At 73.0% G+C, this 15,141-nt stretch carries 16 protein-coding genes, 1 tRNA gene and 1 pseudogene; 9 read left to right on the top strand and 9 right to left on the bottom strand.

What is annotated here, in order from left to right; all coding sequences use genetic code 11:
- Window positions 1–74: 74 nt before the first annotated feature.
- The 3 genes from ACFQZ6_RS10985 to ACFQZ6_RS10975 form a co-directional block, all read right to left on the bottom strand.
- Window positions 75–296 carry an FmdB family zinc ribbon protein gene (locus tag ACFQZ6_RS10985; protein WP_381607129.1) on the bottom strand — a complete coding sequence of 74 codons (222 nt, stop codon included), beginning with the start codon at window positions 294–296 and terminating at the stop codon, window positions 75–77.
- Between the two features lie 19 nt (window positions 297–315).
- On the bottom strand, window positions 316–1,749 hold the full coding sequence (locus tag ACFQZ6_RS10980) for a hypothetical protein (RefSeq protein WP_381607127.1): 1,434 nt from the start codon (window positions 1,747–1,749) through the stop codon (window positions 316–318).
- A gap of 74 nt (window positions 1,750–1,823) precedes the next feature.
- Complete coding sequence (locus ACFQZ6_RS10975) at window positions 1,824–2,612, bottom strand: DUF4097 family beta strand repeat-containing protein (protein WP_381607124.1); 789 nt, start codon at window positions 2,610–2,612, stop codon at window positions 1,824–1,826.
- A 285-nt stretch (window positions 2,613–2,897) separates the two neighbouring features.
- Between ACFQZ6_RS10975 and ACFQZ6_RS10970 the strand changes: the two are divergent.
- From ACFQZ6_RS10970 to ACFQZ6_RS10955, 4 genes and pseudogenes are all read left to right on the top strand, one after another.
- A pseudogene (locus tag ACFQZ6_RS10970) lies at window positions 2,898–4,525 on the top strand (IS200/IS605 family accessory protein TnpB-related protein).
- A gap of 78 nt (window positions 4,526–4,603) precedes the next feature.
- A tRNA-Val gene (locus ACFQZ6_RS10965) sits at window positions 4,604–4,675 on the top strand.
- Between the two features lie 227 nt (window positions 4,676–4,902).
- Window positions 4,903–5,319, top strand: a complete 417-nt coding sequence (locus ACFQZ6_RS10960; RefSeq protein ID WP_381607122.1) for a PASTA domain-containing protein — start codon at window positions 4,903–4,905, stop codon at window positions 5,317–5,319.
- Between the two features lie 130 nt (window positions 5,320–5,449).
- The gene (locus ACFQZ6_RS10955; RefSeq protein ID WP_381607120.1) at window positions 5,450–5,818 is read left to right on the top strand and encodes a hypothetical protein; all 369 of its coding nucleotides are present in this window, start codon (window positions 5,450–5,452) and stop codon (window positions 5,816–5,818) included.
- Between the two features lie 309 nt (window positions 5,819–6,127).
- On the opposite strand, the gene ACFQZ6_RS10950 is transcribed toward ACFQZ6_RS10955, so the two are convergent.
- Both ACFQZ6_RS10950 and ACFQZ6_RS10945 read right to left on the bottom strand, forming a co-directional pair.
- The gene (locus tag ACFQZ6_RS10950; RefSeq protein ID WP_381607118.1) at window positions 6,128–6,676 is read right to left on the bottom strand and encodes a DUF1062 domain-containing protein; all 549 of its coding nucleotides are present in this window, start codon (window positions 6,674–6,676) and stop codon (window positions 6,128–6,130) included.
- Between the two features lie 188 nt (window positions 6,677–6,864).
- A complete protein-coding gene (locus ACFQZ6_RS10945) occupies window positions 6,865–7,212 on the bottom strand; it encodes a hypothetical protein (protein WP_381607116.1) in 348 nt (115 codons plus the stop codon).
- A gap of 78 nt (window positions 7,213–7,290) precedes the next feature.
- On the opposite strand from ACFQZ6_RS10945, the gene ACFQZ6_RS10940 reads away from it, so the two are divergent.
- The gene (locus tag ACFQZ6_RS10940; RefSeq protein WP_381607114.1) at window positions 7,291–7,821 is read left to right on the top strand and encodes a GNAT family N-acetyltransferase; all 531 of its coding nucleotides are present in this window, start codon (window positions 7,291–7,293) and stop codon (window positions 7,819–7,821) included.
- A 71-nt stretch (window positions 7,822–7,892) separates the two neighbouring features.
- On the opposite strand, the gene ACFQZ6_RS10935 is transcribed toward ACFQZ6_RS10940, so the two are convergent.
- On the bottom strand, window positions 7,893–8,807 hold the full coding sequence (locus tag ACFQZ6_RS10935; protein WP_381607112.1) for a ketopantoate reductase family protein: 915 nt from the start codon (window positions 8,805–8,807) through the stop codon (window positions 7,893–7,895).
- A gap of 122 nt (window positions 8,808–8,929) precedes the next feature.
- Here ACFQZ6_RS10935 and ACFQZ6_RS10930 point away from each other — a divergent pair, with 122 nt between their 5' ends.
- Window positions 8,930–9,163 carry a DUF2277 domain-containing protein gene (locus tag ACFQZ6_RS10930; RefSeq protein ID WP_381607110.1) on the top strand — a complete coding sequence of 78 codons (234 nt, stop codon included), beginning with the start codon at window positions 8,930–8,932 and terminating at the stop codon, window positions 9,161–9,163.
- Window positions 9,164–9,224: 61 nt separating this feature from the next.
- On the opposite strand, the gene ACFQZ6_RS10925 is transcribed toward ACFQZ6_RS10930, so the two are convergent.
- Complete coding sequence (locus ACFQZ6_RS10925) at window positions 9,225–9,818, bottom strand: DedA family protein (protein ID WP_381607108.1); 594 nt, start codon at window positions 9,816–9,818, stop codon at window positions 9,225–9,227.
- A gap of 204 nt (window positions 9,819–10,022) precedes the next feature.
- Here ACFQZ6_RS10925 and ACFQZ6_RS10920 point away from each other — a divergent pair, with 204 nt between their 5' ends.
- Window positions 10,023–10,553: a superoxide dismutase family protein gene (locus tag ACFQZ6_RS10920; RefSeq protein WP_381607106.1), complete on the top strand. Its 531-nt coding sequence runs from the start codon at window positions 10,023–10,025 to the stop codon at window positions 10,551–10,553.
- Window positions 10,554–10,574: 21 nt separating this feature from the next.
- Here ACFQZ6_RS10920 and ACFQZ6_RS10915 read toward each other — a convergent pair whose 3' ends face one another.
- A complete protein-coding gene (locus ACFQZ6_RS10915; RefSeq protein WP_381607104.1) occupies window positions 10,575–12,239 on the bottom strand; it encodes an alkaline phosphatase D family protein in 1,665 nt (554 codons plus the stop codon).
- A gap of 89 nt (window positions 12,240–12,328) precedes the next feature.
- The gene (locus ACFQZ6_RS10910) at window positions 12,329–12,973 is read right to left on the bottom strand and encodes an HNH endonuclease family protein (RefSeq protein WP_381607102.1); all 645 of its coding nucleotides are present in this window, start codon (window positions 12,971–12,973) and stop codon (window positions 12,329–12,331) included.
- Window positions 12,974–13,706: 733 nt separating this feature from the next.
- On the opposite strand from ACFQZ6_RS10910, the gene ACFQZ6_RS10905 reads away from it, so the two are divergent.
- Window positions 13,707–14,288: a TMEM165/GDT1 family protein gene (locus ACFQZ6_RS10905; protein WP_381607100.1), complete on the top strand. Its 582-nt coding sequence runs from the start codon at window positions 13,707–13,709 to the stop codon at window positions 14,286–14,288.
- A 184-nt stretch (window positions 14,289–14,472) separates the two neighbouring features.
- On the top strand, window positions 14,473–15,141 hold the full coding sequence (locus tag ACFQZ6_RS10900) for an HAD family hydrolase (protein ID WP_381607098.1): 669 nt from the start codon (window positions 14,473–14,475) through the stop codon (window positions 15,139–15,141).

Below are 15,141 nucleotides of genomic sequence, written 5' to 3'. Positions count from 1 at the left end.
CGGGCCGCTGGGTGAGGCTGGTGGGGGCTGCTGACTGAGTGCGGCGGCTGGGGGTCAGCCGCAGGGCTGGGGGGTCAGCCGCAGCAGCCGCCTCCGCAGCAACCGCCGCCTCCGCCGCCCGCGCGGGGGGCCGGTGCGGGGGCGCTGGCGGTGCCGCCGACCGCGACCGTCGACAGCAGCTTGACGGTGTCGTCGTGCCCGGCGGGGCAGGCCGCCGGGGCGGCGGAGTCGGCCATCGGGCGGCTCAGTTCGAAGGTGTCGCCGCAGGTACGGCAGCGGTACTCGTAGCGAGGCATGGGCACAGGTTAACCGGCGTCAGTGCCCCGTCGTAGCGCCCCGCTCCTCCCGGATCCGGCCGACGACACCGGCCACCGTCCGCCGTACCGCCTCCGTCTCGGTGAGGAAGTGCCAGTAGTCGGGGTGGCGGCCCTCCAGGGAGGCGATCGCGCGCTCCAGCCGGGCCACGGAGTCGTCGAGCGGGCGCGCGTGCTGGGGGTCGGGGGTGTTGCGCCCGGCCATCGCGAGCCGCTGGGCGTCGCGGATGGCGAACCGGGTGCGGTCGATCTCCTGCTGGGGGTCCTTCTGCACGGCGTTCAGTCGGCGCAGCCGGTCACCGGCGGCGGAGACGGCCTCGTCGGTGCTGTTCAGCAGCGCCCGCGCGGTGGAGAGCAGGGCGGTGGCGTCCGGCCAGCGCTGCGCCTCCCGCGCGGCCCGCGCCTCGGCGAGCTTCCGCTCGGCCTGCCGTACGGTCTCGGTGGCCTGCTCGGGTACGTGCTGGAGGTCCTGCCAGCAGGCGGCGGTGAACCGGCGCCGCAGCTCGCTGAGGACCGGCTCCACCTGCCCGGCGCGGGTGGTGAGGGCCTCGGCGCGGGTGCGCAGGGAGACCAGCCGGTGGTCGATCTCGGCGGCCCGCTCCGGCAGCCGCTCGGCCTCCGCGCGGATCGCCTCCGCCTCCCGGGCGACCCGCTCGGCACGCTCCAGGGTCTGCGGGACGCCGTGCTGCCCGGCGCCCTGGTTCAGCCGGGTCAGCTCGGGGCCGAGGGCGGCGAGGCGGGCGGCGAGGTCGTCGGCGGCCAGCTCCGAGGCGCGGACCGCGTCCAGGGCGTTGGAGGCGGCGAGCAGGGACTGCCGGGCGCGCTCGACGGCCGGGGCGAGCCTGGCGAGCTGGGTCTCGGCCTTGCCGAGCAGCGGGCCGAGGCCGTCGGCGAACCGGTCCAGGTCCTTCTTGACCCGCTCCAGCTCCTCCTTGGCCTGCGTCAGTTCGGTGCGGGCGCGGGCGGCGACGGAGGCTTCCAGGTCGTCGCGGTCGAGGTCGTGGGCGTCGACGGCCTGGATGTAGCGGTGGCTGGCCTCGTCGATGCGCTGGCCGATCGCGGCGAAGTCGCCGGTGGCGCGGCGGGCGGCCGGGGAGTCGTCGACGGCGGTGATCGTCTCTATGGAGATGCGCAGGTCACGCTGGGCGGTGTCGAGTTCGTAGAACGCCGCCGCGGCGGCGTCCTTCGCGGCCTGCGCCTCGGCCCGCTGGCTCTCGGCCCGACCGCCGAACCAGCGCCGGGTGCCGCCGCCTCCGGCGAACGCGACGGGCAGGGCGAGGACGACGACCAGGGGCAGGGCGGCGAGCGTGACCAGATCCCTGAGCGGACCGGCGGCCGGGCGGGCGACTGGGCTGCTGGGGACCGGAGCGGTGACCCGGCGGTCGCGCACGCGCGACCCCGACGGCGAGTACGGCTGCGCTGGTGTCGCCGTCACATCCCTCTCCCGTGCTGTGATCCACCCTGCCCGGTGTCATTCTCCCACCGGTTAGGGACGAACACACGGGCCGGTCAGTTCGCGGTTCGCACCGTGACTTTGCCGTCGCCGGTGCGGGCGTTCACCACATGGGCGCTGGACTCGGCGCGCGGCACGGACACGTTCACCGAGCCGTCGCCGGTCTGGGTGGTGACCCGGTAGGTGGCGGCGGGCAGCGCGATGGTGACGGAGCCGTCCCCGGTGCGGGAGTCCACCAGGTCCGGTACGGCGCCCAGGGCGAGGTCGACCGAGCCGTCCCCGGTCTGGGCGCGGATCTCGCGGGAGGTGACGTCCGCGTGGATGGAGCCGTCACCGGTGCGCACGGTCAGCGGCCCGGTGGAGTCGGTGACGTCGACGGACCCGTCGCCCGTGCTGATCTCCAGCGGGTCCTCGAACCCGCGGGCCCGCACGCTGCCGTCGCCCTCCTCGACCTTGACGGTGATCCCGCGCGGGACCTCTATGCGGTGCTTCGCCGCGCAGTTCGCGACCATGCCGCTGCACTTCACCCGCAGCTTCAGCCGGTCGCCCGTCATGGACCAGGTGACCTTGGGGTCGGACCCGACCACCACCGACCCCTGGAACCAGCGGGTCACCTCCACCTTTCCCGCCGCGTTCGAGTCCGCGGCGATGATCTCCAGCGTCGAGTCGTCGGAGTCGACGGTGAGCGTGCCGCCCGCCACGGGGAAGGTGCGGTGCTCGGGGTCGCTGTCATCCTCGGCGGACGCCCCACAGGCGGTCGCCCCCGCGAGCAGCACCGCCACGGCCCCGGCGACGGCGGCTGCGCGGACGGGGACGGCGGTACGGCGCGGGCGAGAGCTGGACATGAGGAGTTCCCCCTGATCACCTGGGACAGCCGGTGCGCTGTCGACACCTACGACCGTAGAGATCCACCGCCCCCACGGGCATCCGGGCCGTCCCCGGATCGGGGGTGGGGTTATCCCCAGTAGGCCTTCGTGGGCGTGGGTGAGTGTCGGTGTTGGTAGTCGGTCGTGGAGGCGGGTTTGTGGTTGATGTGAACGTGAGTTTGTCCGTCGAACGCGTGACTTTTCGTGGATGGTGTCGTTGGGTGCGGTGACGGGATCTTCGACTGGCGCAGGGGGGTGGGTGGGGTGGCTGTGCTGTGGGAGGTGGCGGCATCGTTCGTGGTGCCCGGCCCCGTGGGAGTGGCGATCCGGGCCCGGCTCAAGGGCCTGACCCGCGGGGATGAGGAGGTGTTGCGCCTGGTCGGCGGCCATCTCGGCTCGCTGGCTTCCCGGGATATGAGGGCGCGGTGTGCGGACGGTTTCGATCACGACGCCGACCGGTGGGCGGAACGTAAGCGGGCGTTGACGGGTGAGTCGTCGTCACGGTGGGCGGGCAGTATCACGAAGGCCACACACGATCAGTGGGCGCTGGCGAGGCGAGGTCAGGCCGCGCATCTGCAGAGCCTGGAGGCCGGGATCGCCGCGGTCCGCCGTCGACTGTCCCTGCCCATCGGGAGAAGGGAACGAAACGTGCGGCAGGCGGCTACGGCAGCGAGCGGGAGTGGTTCGCGAAGTCGCGTCGCCTGCGGGTGCTGGAGGACCGGCTGGACCGGGAGCGCGCCGACCGGGAGGCGGGGCGGGTGCGGGTGGTGCGCGGCGGCAAACGGCTGTTGACCACCCGCCACCACCTTCAGCGGGCCCAGCTCACCGCAGAGGGGTGGCGCCGCCGGTGGGAGGCATCCCGCCGGTTCCTTCAGGCCGACGGCGAGTCCGGCAAGCGCCACGGCAACGAGACCATCCGCGTCAGCCCCGACGGCAGGGTGAGCATCCGCCTCCCGGCCCCGCTCGCTCATCTGGCCAACGCCCCACACGGCCGCTACGTCCTCGTCGCGCGAGTCGTGTTCCGGCACCGGGGCGAGACCTGGCGCGACCGCGTCACCGCGCACCGGGCGGTGGCCTACCGCATCCACGAAGACACCAACCGGGACCGCTGGTACCTGACCGCCTCCTGGACTCTTCCCCCGGCCCCGACCGTGCCGCTGTCCACCGCCCGCGCGGCGGGCGTGGTCGGCGTGGACATGAATGCCGACCACCTGGCCGCATGGCGCCTGGACGTGCACGGCAACCCGGTCGGCTCCCCACGCCGCTTCGACTACGACCTGACCGGCACCGCCGCGCACCGCGACGCCCAGGTCCGCCACGCCCTCATCCGTCTCCTGCACTGGGCCAAGCGGTACCACCTGGCGATCGCGATGGAGGATCTGGACTTCACCGCCGAGACCACGCGGGAGAAGCATGGCCGCCGCAAGCGCTTCCGGCGCTTGGTCTCCGGGATGCCCGTCGCCCGGTTGCGCGCCCGGCTGGTGTCCATGGCCGCCGAACTCGGCATCCCGCTGGTCGCCGTCGACCCCGCCTACACCTCCCGCTGGGGCGCCCAGCACTGGCAGAAACCCCTCACCAGCAAGAACCGGAAAACCAGCCGCCATGACGCGGCCGCCGTGGCGATCGGACGGCGCGCCCTGGGGCACCCGATCCGGCGACGGACGACACCGCCCCGTACCCACCAGAGCGATGGGTACGGGCATCGGACCGTCCAGGCCGGACCGGGTGCCCCAGGGCGTGAGGGATCCCGCCCCTGCATCCCCGGACCACGGACACGATCCGTCGGCGCCGGACGCGGAGCGAACGCGGGCAACCAGCGTGTCCAACACCGCTCGGGGCACGCGGCTGAGCAGCGATCCTGGATCCAGGTCGCGCTACCGCTCAGTCTCTAAGATGGCTACGCCCTGCCCTGCTCTCGGTAAGAGTTTGCGGGGCAGCACCTCGGACAATGTAGGCTGTCGACTTGTCCCGGGTGCGTAGCTCAGCGGTAGAGCGCCTGCCTTACAAGCAGGATGTCGGCGGTTCGAAACCGTCCGCGCCCACCCAGCGCAGAGGCCCTCCGCATGATCCGCGGGGGGCCTTCTGCAGATCATCTAGGCGATAGTTGGGACCCACAGGCGGAATGTCAGCGCCTGGAGGTGACCGCTTGGAGCCCGGCCTGCTGCTCGTTTTGGTGCCCGCTCGTGTCACGGGAACGTCACTCAGCCTGCAGGTGACCCCTATGCGACGCAAGCTGGACCCGTAGGTACCGCACCGCCCTGGGGACATCATGCGCACCCGAACCACTGCCGCAGCACTCATCGCCACAGCCCTGCTGGCGCTCCCCGCTTGTGAGAGCACCGACGACACTGGCCCCACCAAGCCGGACACCACCGCCGAGCACACCAGCGGCCAGCCGAAGCAGGACACCGACAGCCCCGAGGCAGATACTGAAACGCCCACCGAGGATGACAAAGCCGACACCGCGAAGCTGCCCAACCTCGTCGGCAAGGATCTCCAGGCCGCCCAAGACGAGGCGCAAGCCGCCGGTTTCTACGTCCTCGACGACCAGGACGCCAGCGGCCAGAACCGCTTGCAGATCCTCGACCGCAACTGGACCGTGTGCAGCCAGGACCCAGCGCCCGGCACGCACCCCACTGACACGCTCGTGACTCTGTTCGCGGTAAAGGACGACGAGAGCTGCTGAGACCCTGAAATCGCCGGTCTCCCTCCCGGTCAGACACCGGTCCGCGCGGAGGTTGGCCCCTCCGCCTCTGGCCGTCAGGCGCGCGTCGTGAGATCGTCCCCCGGTGACGGACGCTGCTGGTGGGGCATCGATGGTGAGACGACCGGACGACCGTGCGGCGTCCGCGCTGCGCTTCGTGACGGAACTCGTCGCGTGGGTGGCCACCCCTTGGGCACTGGCTGGCCACTCCTGGCTGCTCGCCGCCCTGTCCGTGCTGGTTCTGATCGGGCTTCCGACGGTGTTCTCCACCCCGGGGGACAAAGCCAACGTGATCATCGCGGTCCCGGGGTGGGCCACGATCCTGCTGGTACTGCTCCAGCTCGCCGCCGCCGTGGTCTCGTCATGGCTGGCCTGGCCGACTTGGGTGGCGGTTCCCGTGACCCTCCTGGCCTCCGCCACCCTCGTCACAGAACGTCGACGCTGGCGCTGGCTGGTCTCCGCGAACCGACTCGTCAACTGACGCGCCCGCTGGCATCTTTCCCCCGTATCTCACCTCCCGGGGGGACCATGAGACTCCGGCACCTCGCCGCGGCCACCGCCATCACGGCGCCCACACTCACCACCCGCTCGTCAGGCGACGACACGGCCAGCACCGGCCCCGCCAACATCCCACCGGCCACCATCGCCGAGCCCAGCGCCGACTACAGCGAAGGCGAGGCCACCCCGCAGCGGCGAGACAGCGGTCGCGGGATGGCCCCGCGACACCAGGGCGGGAACAGGGCCCCTCGCGGATCGTGCGAGGGGCCCCTGTGCTGTCCGGTGGGGGACGTCAGCGTTTGAGGGTGAAGGTGAAGTCGTCGGAGAGCCTGCCGCCCAGACGGACGGCTGAGACGAGTCTTCCGTCGGTGAGGAGGCGTTCGGTCTCGGCGCGGGAGAGGCCGCAGCCGTCGGCGATCAGGCGGAGTGGGCGGACGGGGATGCGGGCCGCGAAGCGGACCGAGACGTCGAGCACTTCGTGGTCCAGGTGGTCCGGGCCGTCGGTGTCGAGACGCCAGGCGCCGGTCCAGTCGAGGGCGACGCGGTTGCGGTGCCGTAGGGCCGGGTCCTGGAGCAGTTCGGCGGCCAGGGTCGGGTCGTTGTCGTGCATCCGGGTCAGCAGGTCGGGGTGGATGGAGCGCACATGCGCGCGCTCCAGGACCGTCAGTTTGGCCGTGTCCCCGCAGCCGGTGCAGAGGACCAGCAGCCAGGCGTCGAGGAGTTTGTGGTTGGCGTTGACCCGGAACTTGCCGTTCGCGTGGAAGCGGTCCGACGCGCAGGCCGGGCAGCGGCGCAGGACGGCAGGCAGGCAGGTGGGCGTGACCACCCAGGTGTTGAGCACAGGAGTACACCGGTTCCAGTGAGAAATCCGCAGCAAGAAGCAGCGCGGCGCGGAAGTACGCGACGCGCGACCGATCAGCTCTCGGGGGGTCTCACACGGTGTACAACGGCACGTCCTTGCCTCGGCGATGGGGCTCGGCAGCACCGTAGGGGCGGGGGGTGACGTCCTGCCAGTGGTTTTCCGTGGGGCTACCGCCCGTCGTGGTCCGGCGGGGGCTCGTGGGCGTGCTTGAGGTGCGAGCGGGCCGCCACCCGGTCCTGGCCCGTGAGTTCGGACCAGTAGCGGTGGGTCGTGACGAAGACGGCGAGTTCGTGTTCGCGGCGGCGCAGCTTCTCCACCTCCGCCTGTTCGTCGGCGGTCCAGCCGGGGGAGGCGGGGCGTTCGACCTTGCGCCAGCCGTTGTCGTCGCTGAAGCCGTCCACGGGCTCCACCGACCAGGGCAGCCGCTTCAGCAGGGCCGACAGCTCGGCCCTGACCTGATGCAGCTCCTCCTGACCGGCGAGGAGGTCGCTGGGGAAGTCGTAGGTCGTAGCCACGGCCCAATGCTACGCCTGTTCGATTTTGGGGCGCGAGTTTTCCCGGGAGTGTCAGACCCTCGTCCTAGTGTGGCGGACATGGGTGACGAAGTGCGGCTCGAGGCGTGGGGGGAGGCGGACCTGTGGGTGCTGCGCGGGCTGAACAGCGCGGAGATGACCGAGCACTTGGGCGGGCCCGAGAGCGAGGAGCAGGTGCTTGCGCGGCACCGGCGGTATCTGGAGCTGGGGGACGGGCGGATGTACCGGGTGGTGCTGGCCGGGAGCGGGGAGACCGTGGGGTCGGTCGGGTTCTGGGAGCGGGAGTGGCGGGGCGGCCTGGTGTGGGAGACCGGGTGGGGGGTGCTGCCCGGGTTCCAGGGGCGCGGGCTGGCCGTCCGGGCCGCCCGGGCCGTGGTGGGGGCGGCCCGGACGGCCGGTCGGCACCGGTATCTGCACGCCTACCCGAAGGTCAGCCACGCGGCGTCCAACGCCGTGTGCCGCCGGGCCGGGTTCACCCTGCTCGGCGAGGTCGGCTTCGAGTACCCGAAGGGGAACCCGATCACCTGCAACGACTGGCGGGTGGACCTCGGGGTGGATTCCGGGGGCGGGTCCCAGGCTGGTGGTGCCTAGCCTGGCGGTTCCTGGCTTGGCGGTTCGTTGCCTGGCGGTTCGTTGCCTGGCGGTTCCTCGCCTCGTGGTTCCTAACCGGCCTGCGGGGTCAGCTCCGTGACCACTCGGGTCGCCGTGGGGACGGGGACGCCGTGCCGGGTCGCGGCGCGGAGCAACGCGCCGCCGATGGCGTCCAGTTCGAGCGGGCGGCCCGCCTCCGCGTCGCGCTGCATGGAGGACTTGGTGCCGGGCGGGAAGGTGTCGTAGCGGGCGAGCACGCCCTGCGGGTCGGCGGGGCCGCCGCAGGCCCGGCTCACCGCCGCCGTCTCCGTGACCAGGGCGGTCAGCTCCTCGCGGTGGCGGCCGCGGATCTCGCCCAGCGGGACGCCGTAGCGGGTGGTGAGCAGGGCGATCGGGGCGAGGAACGACATCTTGGCCCACAGGGCCGCGGTCTCGTCGTCAAGGACCTGCGTGGTCACGCCCGTCTCCGTGAGCGCCGTCGCCAGGGTGTCCAGGCGGGGGCGGGGGACCGGGTCGCCCGCCAGGTCGATCTGCGCGAACGGGCTACCGTGTTCGATTTCGCCCGGCGCCACCCGGGTCGACTCGACGCGGATCGTGGACGGCGCCACCTGCTCGGGGCGGTAGCGGGCGCGCAGCAGGGCCGGGTGCTCCACGCCGTTCAGGAAGGGGACGAGGAGGGTGTCCCCGACCGTGGCGGCGGGGAGGCGGGTCAGGGCCGCGTCGAGGCTGGTCGCCTTGACGGTGATCAGGCAGGCGTCCACCGGCGCGCGCAGCTCGGTGTCGGCCTCCACCTCGGCCGTGAAGTTCCCGAACTGGCCGCTGCGGACGCGCAGTCCACGGGTGCGCAGGGTGTCCGCCGTGGTCTCCGAGGCCAGGCAGACCACCCGGTGTCCGGAGCGGGACAGCAGCGCGGCGAGCAGCCCGCCCACCCCGCCGGGGCCGAGCACCGCGATGGTCAGGCGGTTCTGGAGTACGTCCTGTGTCATGCCGTACGGCTCCTCTCGTCGGTCGGCCCCGGGTGCGGTGGCCGCCAGAAGTGATCATGACAGGTCGGGCGGGTCGTCGGGAGGCCCGTGCCGGAAACGTTCAGGAAGGTGAGACTGGAACCATGTGCCGCAGTATCAAGACGCTCCGCCCGCCCGCGCTGCCCGAGGAGGCGACGGAGGACGACATCCGCGCCGCCGCCTTGCAGTACGTCCGCAAGGTGTCCGGTTTCCGGGCCCCCGCCGCGCACAACCAGGAGGTGTTCGACCGGGCCGTCGACGCCGTCGCCGAGGCCACCGCCGAACTCCTCGCCGGTCTGGAGATACGGGGCGCGGCCGCCCGCAAGGCGGCCGGGTAGCCACGCCACCCGCCTGGGACCGACGCCCACCGCCGGGCCCCGCCGCACCGGGGGCCGGTGCTCACGCCGGGCGGCGGCGTACCAGGTATGTCGCGGCGGCGCCCGCGCCCAGCAGGGCCAGCATGGACACCGCCGTGGCCAGCCAGGGCGCGCCCAGCCAGTGCGTGCCCAGGTAGCCGAGGGCGACGCTGTACGTGGCCCAGGACAGCCCGGCCAGCGCGGACCACGGCAGGAACTCCCGCACCCGGCGGTGCGCCGCCCCGGCGCCGAGGGAGACCACCGAGCGTCCGGCGGGGGCGAACCGCGCCAGCACCACCAGGGCGCCGCCGCCCTTCGCCAGCGCCGCGCCAAGGCGTTCCTGCGCGCCGCGCAGCCGACGCGAGCGGGACAGCGCCCGGTCCAGCCGGGCGCCTCCGCGCCGGGCCAGCCGGTAGGCGACCAGGTCGCCCAGCACGGACGCGGTGGTGGCGCAGAGCGTGAGCACCAGGATGTCGGGGACGTAGTGCGCGGCCGTCTGGGCGGCCGCCGCCGTCGCCGCCATGATGACCAGCACCCCGCTCGGCAGCACCGGCAGGAAGACGTCGAGGAGGACCGACACGGCCACCACGGCGTAGATCCAGGGGCTCCCGGTCAGTGACCCCATACTCTCCAGCACCGCGACTCCCCGTGACTCCCCCGTGGGCCAGCCTGATGCCGCGGTGACGCGGGGCGGCAGGACGGGCCGATGACAGCCATACAGCGTACGCCCGGGGTGTGACAGTTGGTTCACGGGGGGCTTGCGTGTTCGATGAGGCATGTTCACACATGCCCGGTTCGTCTGTCCGTAACGTGAGGGAACGTACACATCATGGTGGCAGGGATGAGCGCCGTCGCCGTCGCCGCGGCCGTGCTCGCGGCCGGTACCGGTGGTGGTGCCGGGGGTTACTCGATGCGGACGGACGCGCGGTTCGCGCCGTCCCTCTCCTACGTCGCCCCGGCGGCGGTCACGTACGACCAGTTGCTGGTCCCGGAGGGGGCGTGGATCGAGGTGGGGCAGCGGACCGACCCGGACGGTGCCACGACGGTGCGGCTGCGGGTCACCGGGATGCGGCCGGGCGCCCGGTACGACGTCCATGTGCACCGCGAGCCCTGCGGCGCCGACCCCGCCGCGGCGGGCGGCCACTACCAGCACCGGCCCTCCGACGACCCCGTCGCCGCCAACCCGCACAACGAGGTCTGGCTGGACTTCCGGGCCGACCGCCACGGCGCCGGGCACGCCGTCGCCCGGCACGACTGGGGCTTCCGGCGCGCCGAGGCGGGCTCCGTCGTCCTCCATGACGCGCGGGACCACACCAAGCGCCGGGTGGGGTGCTTCACGGTGCCGTTCGGGTGGGTGGCGGCGGTGGGGTGATCCGGCCCCGCGTGGCGGTGGTCAGAGGGACAGGTCCCTCTCCGTCACCGTGCGCAGGGCGGGGCGGGTGTCCCGGCCCGTGCGGGCCGCGCGTTCCAGGCGCAGCCGCGCCGAACGACCGCGCAGGGTCAGCGTCATGAGCTGGTTGCCGAACCAGGGCCCGCCCGTCCTGCGCCAGTCGACCGCCGCCCGCGGCAGGCGACCGTGCCGGGCGACCAGCCGCCCCAGCGCCCGCGCCACCGCGCTCCACCCGAACCGGAAGCCGAGCCGGATGGACAGCGGCACCGAGTTGTGCACCGGCGAGCAGGTGAGCTGCACCACCCGGGCGGTCGGCCGGACCGGCGCGCCGGACGGCCAGGTCGGCTCGGCGACGTACGCGTGGTGGACGTCGCCGGAGAGCACGCACACCGTCGCCGGGGCGTCCGTGCCGCCGCCCGCCTCCGCGACCAGCGCCGCCAGCGCGTCGAACGACGCCGGGAACGCCGCCCAGTGCTCCAGGTCCGCCGCCCGCCGCAGCCGTTCCCCGAACCGTGCCCAGCGCGCCCCCTTCACGCCCCGGCACAGCGCCGCGTCCCACCCCTCCACGTCATGTACGAGGTGCGGCAGCAGCCAGGGCAGCGAGGTGCCGATGAGGAGGTGGTCGTAGGAGCCGGGCGCGGCCAGCGCCTGGTCGCGCAGCCAGGCCGCCTCGCCCGGGTCGAGCATCGAGCGGGCGTCCTCGGCGAGCACCCGGGCCGCGCGGGAGTCCACCATCAGCAGCCGTACGCGGCCGAAGTCGCGCCGGTAGCTCCAGCGGACGGCGGCCGGGTCGGCGTCGGCGCGGGCGGCGAAGGTGCGCAGCACGTCGGTGCCGTCGGCGGTGGCGCGTACGGCGTCGTAGACCGGGTCGGCGGCCAGTTCGGCGGGGGTGAGGTTGCCCAGGTGCTGGTAGACCCAGTACGACATCAGGCCGCTGAGCAGCCGCTCCCGCCACCAGGGCGTGGCCCGCATGTCGGCGAGCCAGGCGGCGGAGGTGTTCCAGTCGTCGATGACGTCGTGGTCGTCGAAGACCATGCAGTTCGGCACGGTGGAGAGCAGCCAGCGGATCTCCGGGTCGAGCCAGGACTCGTAGTAGAGGCGGGTGTACTCCTCGTAGTCCGCGACCTGGTCGCCGGGGGGTTCGCGCAGGTCGCGGCGGGCGGACAGCCAGCGTCTCGTCGCGTCGGAGACCTCGTCGGCGTAGACCTGGTCACCGAGCAGCAGCAGGACGTCGGGGCGTTCGGCGGTGGGGTCGGCGGCCAGCCGGGCGGCGAGGGTGTCCAGGGCGTCCGGGCCGACGGGGTCGTCCTCGGCGGCGGGGGGCGCGGCCCAGCGGCAGGAGCCGAAGGCGACGCGGACGGTGCCGTCCGTGCCCGTCTCGGCGGCCGGGGTCTGGATGGCCGACGGCGGGAAGGGCGACCCCGGCGGCGGCCACACGCGCGTGCCGTCCAGGAACACCTCGTACGGCGTCGAGGTGCCCGGGGTGAGGCCGGTCACCTCGACGAGGGCGTAGTGGTGGCCCGCGATCTGGAAGGTGCGGGCGGTGCCTTTGGCGGTGCCGTCCGGGGCGCGCACCTCGGCGGTGCACGGACGGCTCGCCTCGACCCAGACGGTCGCGGACGAGCCGTCGGCGTACCTCAGCAGTGGCCCGAGGCGCAGTTCCGGCATGGTCGATCACCCTCCTCCGTCGCCCCGTACCGTACGGAACGACGGGGGACGGCGGGGCGGTTCCGGAAATCCGTGCCGGGGGCCGGGGGTCAGCAGCTCGCGAGGTAGTTCGTCAGCGCGCTCTTCTCGGCCGAGTCGACGGACAGGCCGTAGTAGTACTTCACCTGCACCCAGGCGCGGACGTAGGTGCAGCGGTAGGTGGTGCGGGACGGCATCCAGGTGGCCGGGTCCTGGTCGCCCTTGGCCTGGTTGACGTCGTCGGTGACGGCGATGAGCTGCGGGCGGGTCACGTCGTTGGCGAAGGACTGGCGGCGGGAGGTGGTCCAGGAGCTGGCGCCGGAGTCCCACGCCTCGGCGAGCGGGACGAGGTGGTCGATGTCGACGTCGGAGGCGGCGTACCAGGTGGCGCCGTCGTAGGGGGAGTACCAGCTACCGCTGGTGGCGGCGCAGGAGGAGTCGGTGACGACGTTGGAGCCGTCCCGCTTCAGGACCGTCTCGCGGGTGTTGCAGGCGCCGCTGATGGTGATCCAGTGCGGGAAGAGGTCGCGGCTGTAGCCGGTGCGGTTCTCGGTGCGGACGGGGAGGGTGGCGAGGTAGGAGCGGGCCGTGGCGGCGCTCACCGGGGTGGGGAGGGCGGCGGAGGCGGTCGGGCCGGTGAAGAGTCCGACGAAGGCGGTGAATCCGGTGAGGGCCGCGAGTATGCTGAGCCGTCGACGCGCGTAGAACTTCGGCATGGTGAACTCCCTTGGGGGATGGGGGTGTTGCAGCGAGCGAGGGAATGCTCGCGGTGGGGTGTTGCGTGTGGGTGTGCGTACGGTGAGAAGTTAGTGACGTGTTCATGACACGACAAGGTCTGCGACGGTGATCGCGACGGGCGCCTGCCCGGCGGGGGTTGTGCGGCGGGGGCCTGCCCGGCCGCGGGCGTCCGGTTTGGGTTCCCGGTGGGGGGAGTCTGGCGGGGATGCGTGGTGGGGTTTCCGGGCGGGGGCGTCCGGCGGGGTTCTCCCGGCGGGGGTCGCTTGGTGGGTTTTCCGGGCGGAGGCGTCCGGCCGGGGTTTCCCGGTGGGGGGCGTCCGGTCGGGGTTTCCCGGTGGGGGGCGTCCTGCGGGGCTTTTCCGGCGGGGATGCCCGGTGGGGTTTCCCGGCAGGGGACGCCCCCCGGGTTTTCCCGGCCGGGATCGCGGCTGAGCCCCCGGTGTGGGTGTCGCGTACCATGGGGGGCGCAGAAGGGGAGTAGCTCTTCGCCGGACCGTCGACATACTGCTCAGCCCAGGCTGGGCCGGCGCCCGGAGCCGGATGATCCCGACCGCCCCGCGGTCGTGGTGACCGGCCAGCGAGACCTTCGGCAGACAGTGCACGCCCGTGCCCCCGTGGCGCGGGCGCCGAGTGTGCTGTCCCTGCCGAGGTGTCGCGTCCGAAGGGCCCGTACTTCTCGGTGGGGGACAGCCCCGACCGATTGAGGGACCCTTGCTCAGCCTGACCGTGATGGCGCTCACCTTCGGCGTCGTCTTCCTCGCCGAACTGCCGGACAAGACCGCGCTCGCCGGGCTCGTCCTCGGCACCCGCTACCGCGCCTCGTACGTCTTCGTCGGCGTCGCCGCCGCCTTCGCCCTGCACGTCACGCTCGCCGTGGCGGCGGGCAGCGTGCTGACGCTGCTGCCGCAGCAGTTGGTGCACGCGCTCACCGGCGTGCTCTTCCTGGGCGGCGCCGCGATGCTGCTGATGAAGCACGACGACGGTGAGGAGGAGGTCCGCAAACCGCGGGACCAGTCGTTCTGGAAGGTCTCCGGCGCGGGCTTCATGCTCATCCTCGTCGCGGAGTTCGGCGACCTCACGCAGATCATGACGGCCAACCTCGCGGCCCGTTACGACGACCCGCTCTCCGTCGGCCTGGGCGCGGTGCTCGCGCTGTGGTCGGTGGCCGGGATCGGCATCGTCGGCGGGAAGGCGCTGATGAGGCGGGTGCCGCTGGGGCTGATCACCAAGATCGCGGCGCTGCTGATGCTGGGGCTCGGGCTGTGGAGCCTGTGGGAGGCCGTGACCGGGTGAGACGGGTGCGAGCCGGTGCGCTCGGCTGAACATCAGGTCAAGGATCGGTGACGGTGGTGGCGGGTGGTCGCCAGGTTTTGTACCGTAGAGGAACAAAGTGGTTCCGCCCGTTTTCCCTGACCGGCGGGCGGGGCCGCTCTGTCCCCCTCCCGGGACCCCCGTTCTCCCTGTTTTGGAGTTGCCGATGACGGCCCCGACCGTGCTCACCGCCCGCGCCCTCCTGCTCGACATGGACGGCACCCTCGTCAACTCGGACGCCGTCGTGGACCGCGTCTGGCGGCGCTGGGCCGAGCGGCACGGTCTGGACGGCGACGAGGTGATGAAGGTCGTCCACGGCCGCCAGGGGTACGCCTCGATGGCGCTGCTGCTGCCGAACCGGCCCATGGAGCAGAACCACGCCGACAACGCGCGGATGCTCGCGGAGGAGACCGCCGACATGGACGGCGTCGTCGCCGTGCCCGGTGCGGGGGAGTTCCTCGCCGCGCTGCGGGGGCTGCCGCACGCCCTGGTCACCTCCGCCGACGTCGCGCTGTCCACGGCACGGATGGCGGCGGCGGGGCTGCCGATGCCGGACGTGCGCGTCACGGCGGAGTCGGTGGGCGCGAGCAAGCCCGACCCCGAGGGGTTCCTCAAAGGGGCGGCGGAGCTGGGCGTCGCGCCCGCGGAGTGCGTCGTCTTCGAGGACTCCGGGGCGGGGATCTCCGCGGGGCGGGCGGCGGGGATGCGGGTGGTCGGTGTGGGGGCGCGGGCCGGGTACCACCGGCCTGATGTGGTGGTGCGGGACCTGACGCAGGTGCGGGTGGAGTCCCTGGCCGACGGCGGGATACGCCTGCATGTGGCGGGCGTGGGCTGA

The sequence above is a fragment of the Streptomyces flavalbus genome, from assembly GCF_042674625.1.
In the GTDB taxonomy this organism is placed as follows: Bacteria; Actinomycetota; Actinomycetes; order Streptomycetales; family Streptomycetaceae; genus Streptomyces; species Streptomyces flavalbus.
Note: the sequence above shows the minus strand (reverse complement) of the source record. Positions and strands in the feature narration are given on the sequence as shown.

Excerpts from the sequence above, each read along its gene's own strand:
- ACFQZ6_RS10940 (WP_381607114.1), top strand. The coding sequence starts at position 7,291 with ATGGGTGACGAAGTGCGGCTCGAGGCGTGGGGGGAGGCGGACCTGTGG.
- ACFQZ6_RS10985 (WP_381607129.1), bottom strand. The coding sequence starts at position 296 with ATGCCTCGCTACGAGTACCGCTGCCGTACCTGCGGCGACACCTTCGAA.
- ACFQZ6_RS10960 (WP_381607122.1), top strand. The coding sequence starts at position 4,903 with ATGCGCACCCGAACCACTGCCGCAGCACTCATCGCCACAGCCCTGCTG.
- ACFQZ6_RS10900 (WP_381607098.1), top strand. The coding sequence starts at position 14,473 with ATGACGGCCCCGACCGTGCTCACCGCCCGCGCCCTCCTGCTCGACATG.
- ACFQZ6_RS10955 (WP_381607120.1), top strand. The coding sequence starts at position 5,450 with ATGGTGAGACGACCGGACGACCGTGCGGCGTCCGCGCTGCGCTTCGTG.
- ACFQZ6_RS10920 (WP_381607106.1), top strand. The coding sequence starts at position 10,023 with ATGAGCGCCGTCGCCGTCGCCGCGGCCGTGCTCGCGGCCGGTACCGGT.
- ACFQZ6_RS10935 (WP_381607112.1), bottom strand. The coding sequence starts at position 8,807 with ATGACACAGGACGTACTCCAGAACCGCCTGACCATCGCGGTGCTCGGC.
- ACFQZ6_RS10915 (WP_381607104.1), bottom strand. The coding sequence starts at position 12,239 with ATGCCGGAACTGCGCCTCGGGCCACTGCTGAGGTACGCCGACGGCTCG.
- ACFQZ6_RS10910 (WP_381607102.1), bottom strand. The coding sequence starts at position 12,973 with ATGCCGAAGTTCTACGCGCGTCGACGGCTCAGCATACTCGCGGCCCTC.
- ACFQZ6_RS10930 (WP_381607110.1), top strand. The coding sequence starts at position 8,930 with ATGTGCCGCAGTATCAAGACGCTCCGCCCGCCCGCGCTGCCCGAGGAG.
- ACFQZ6_RS10975 (WP_381607124.1), bottom strand. The coding sequence starts at position 2,612 with ATGTCCAGCTCTCGCCCGCGCCGTACCGCCGTCCCCGTCCGCGCAGCC.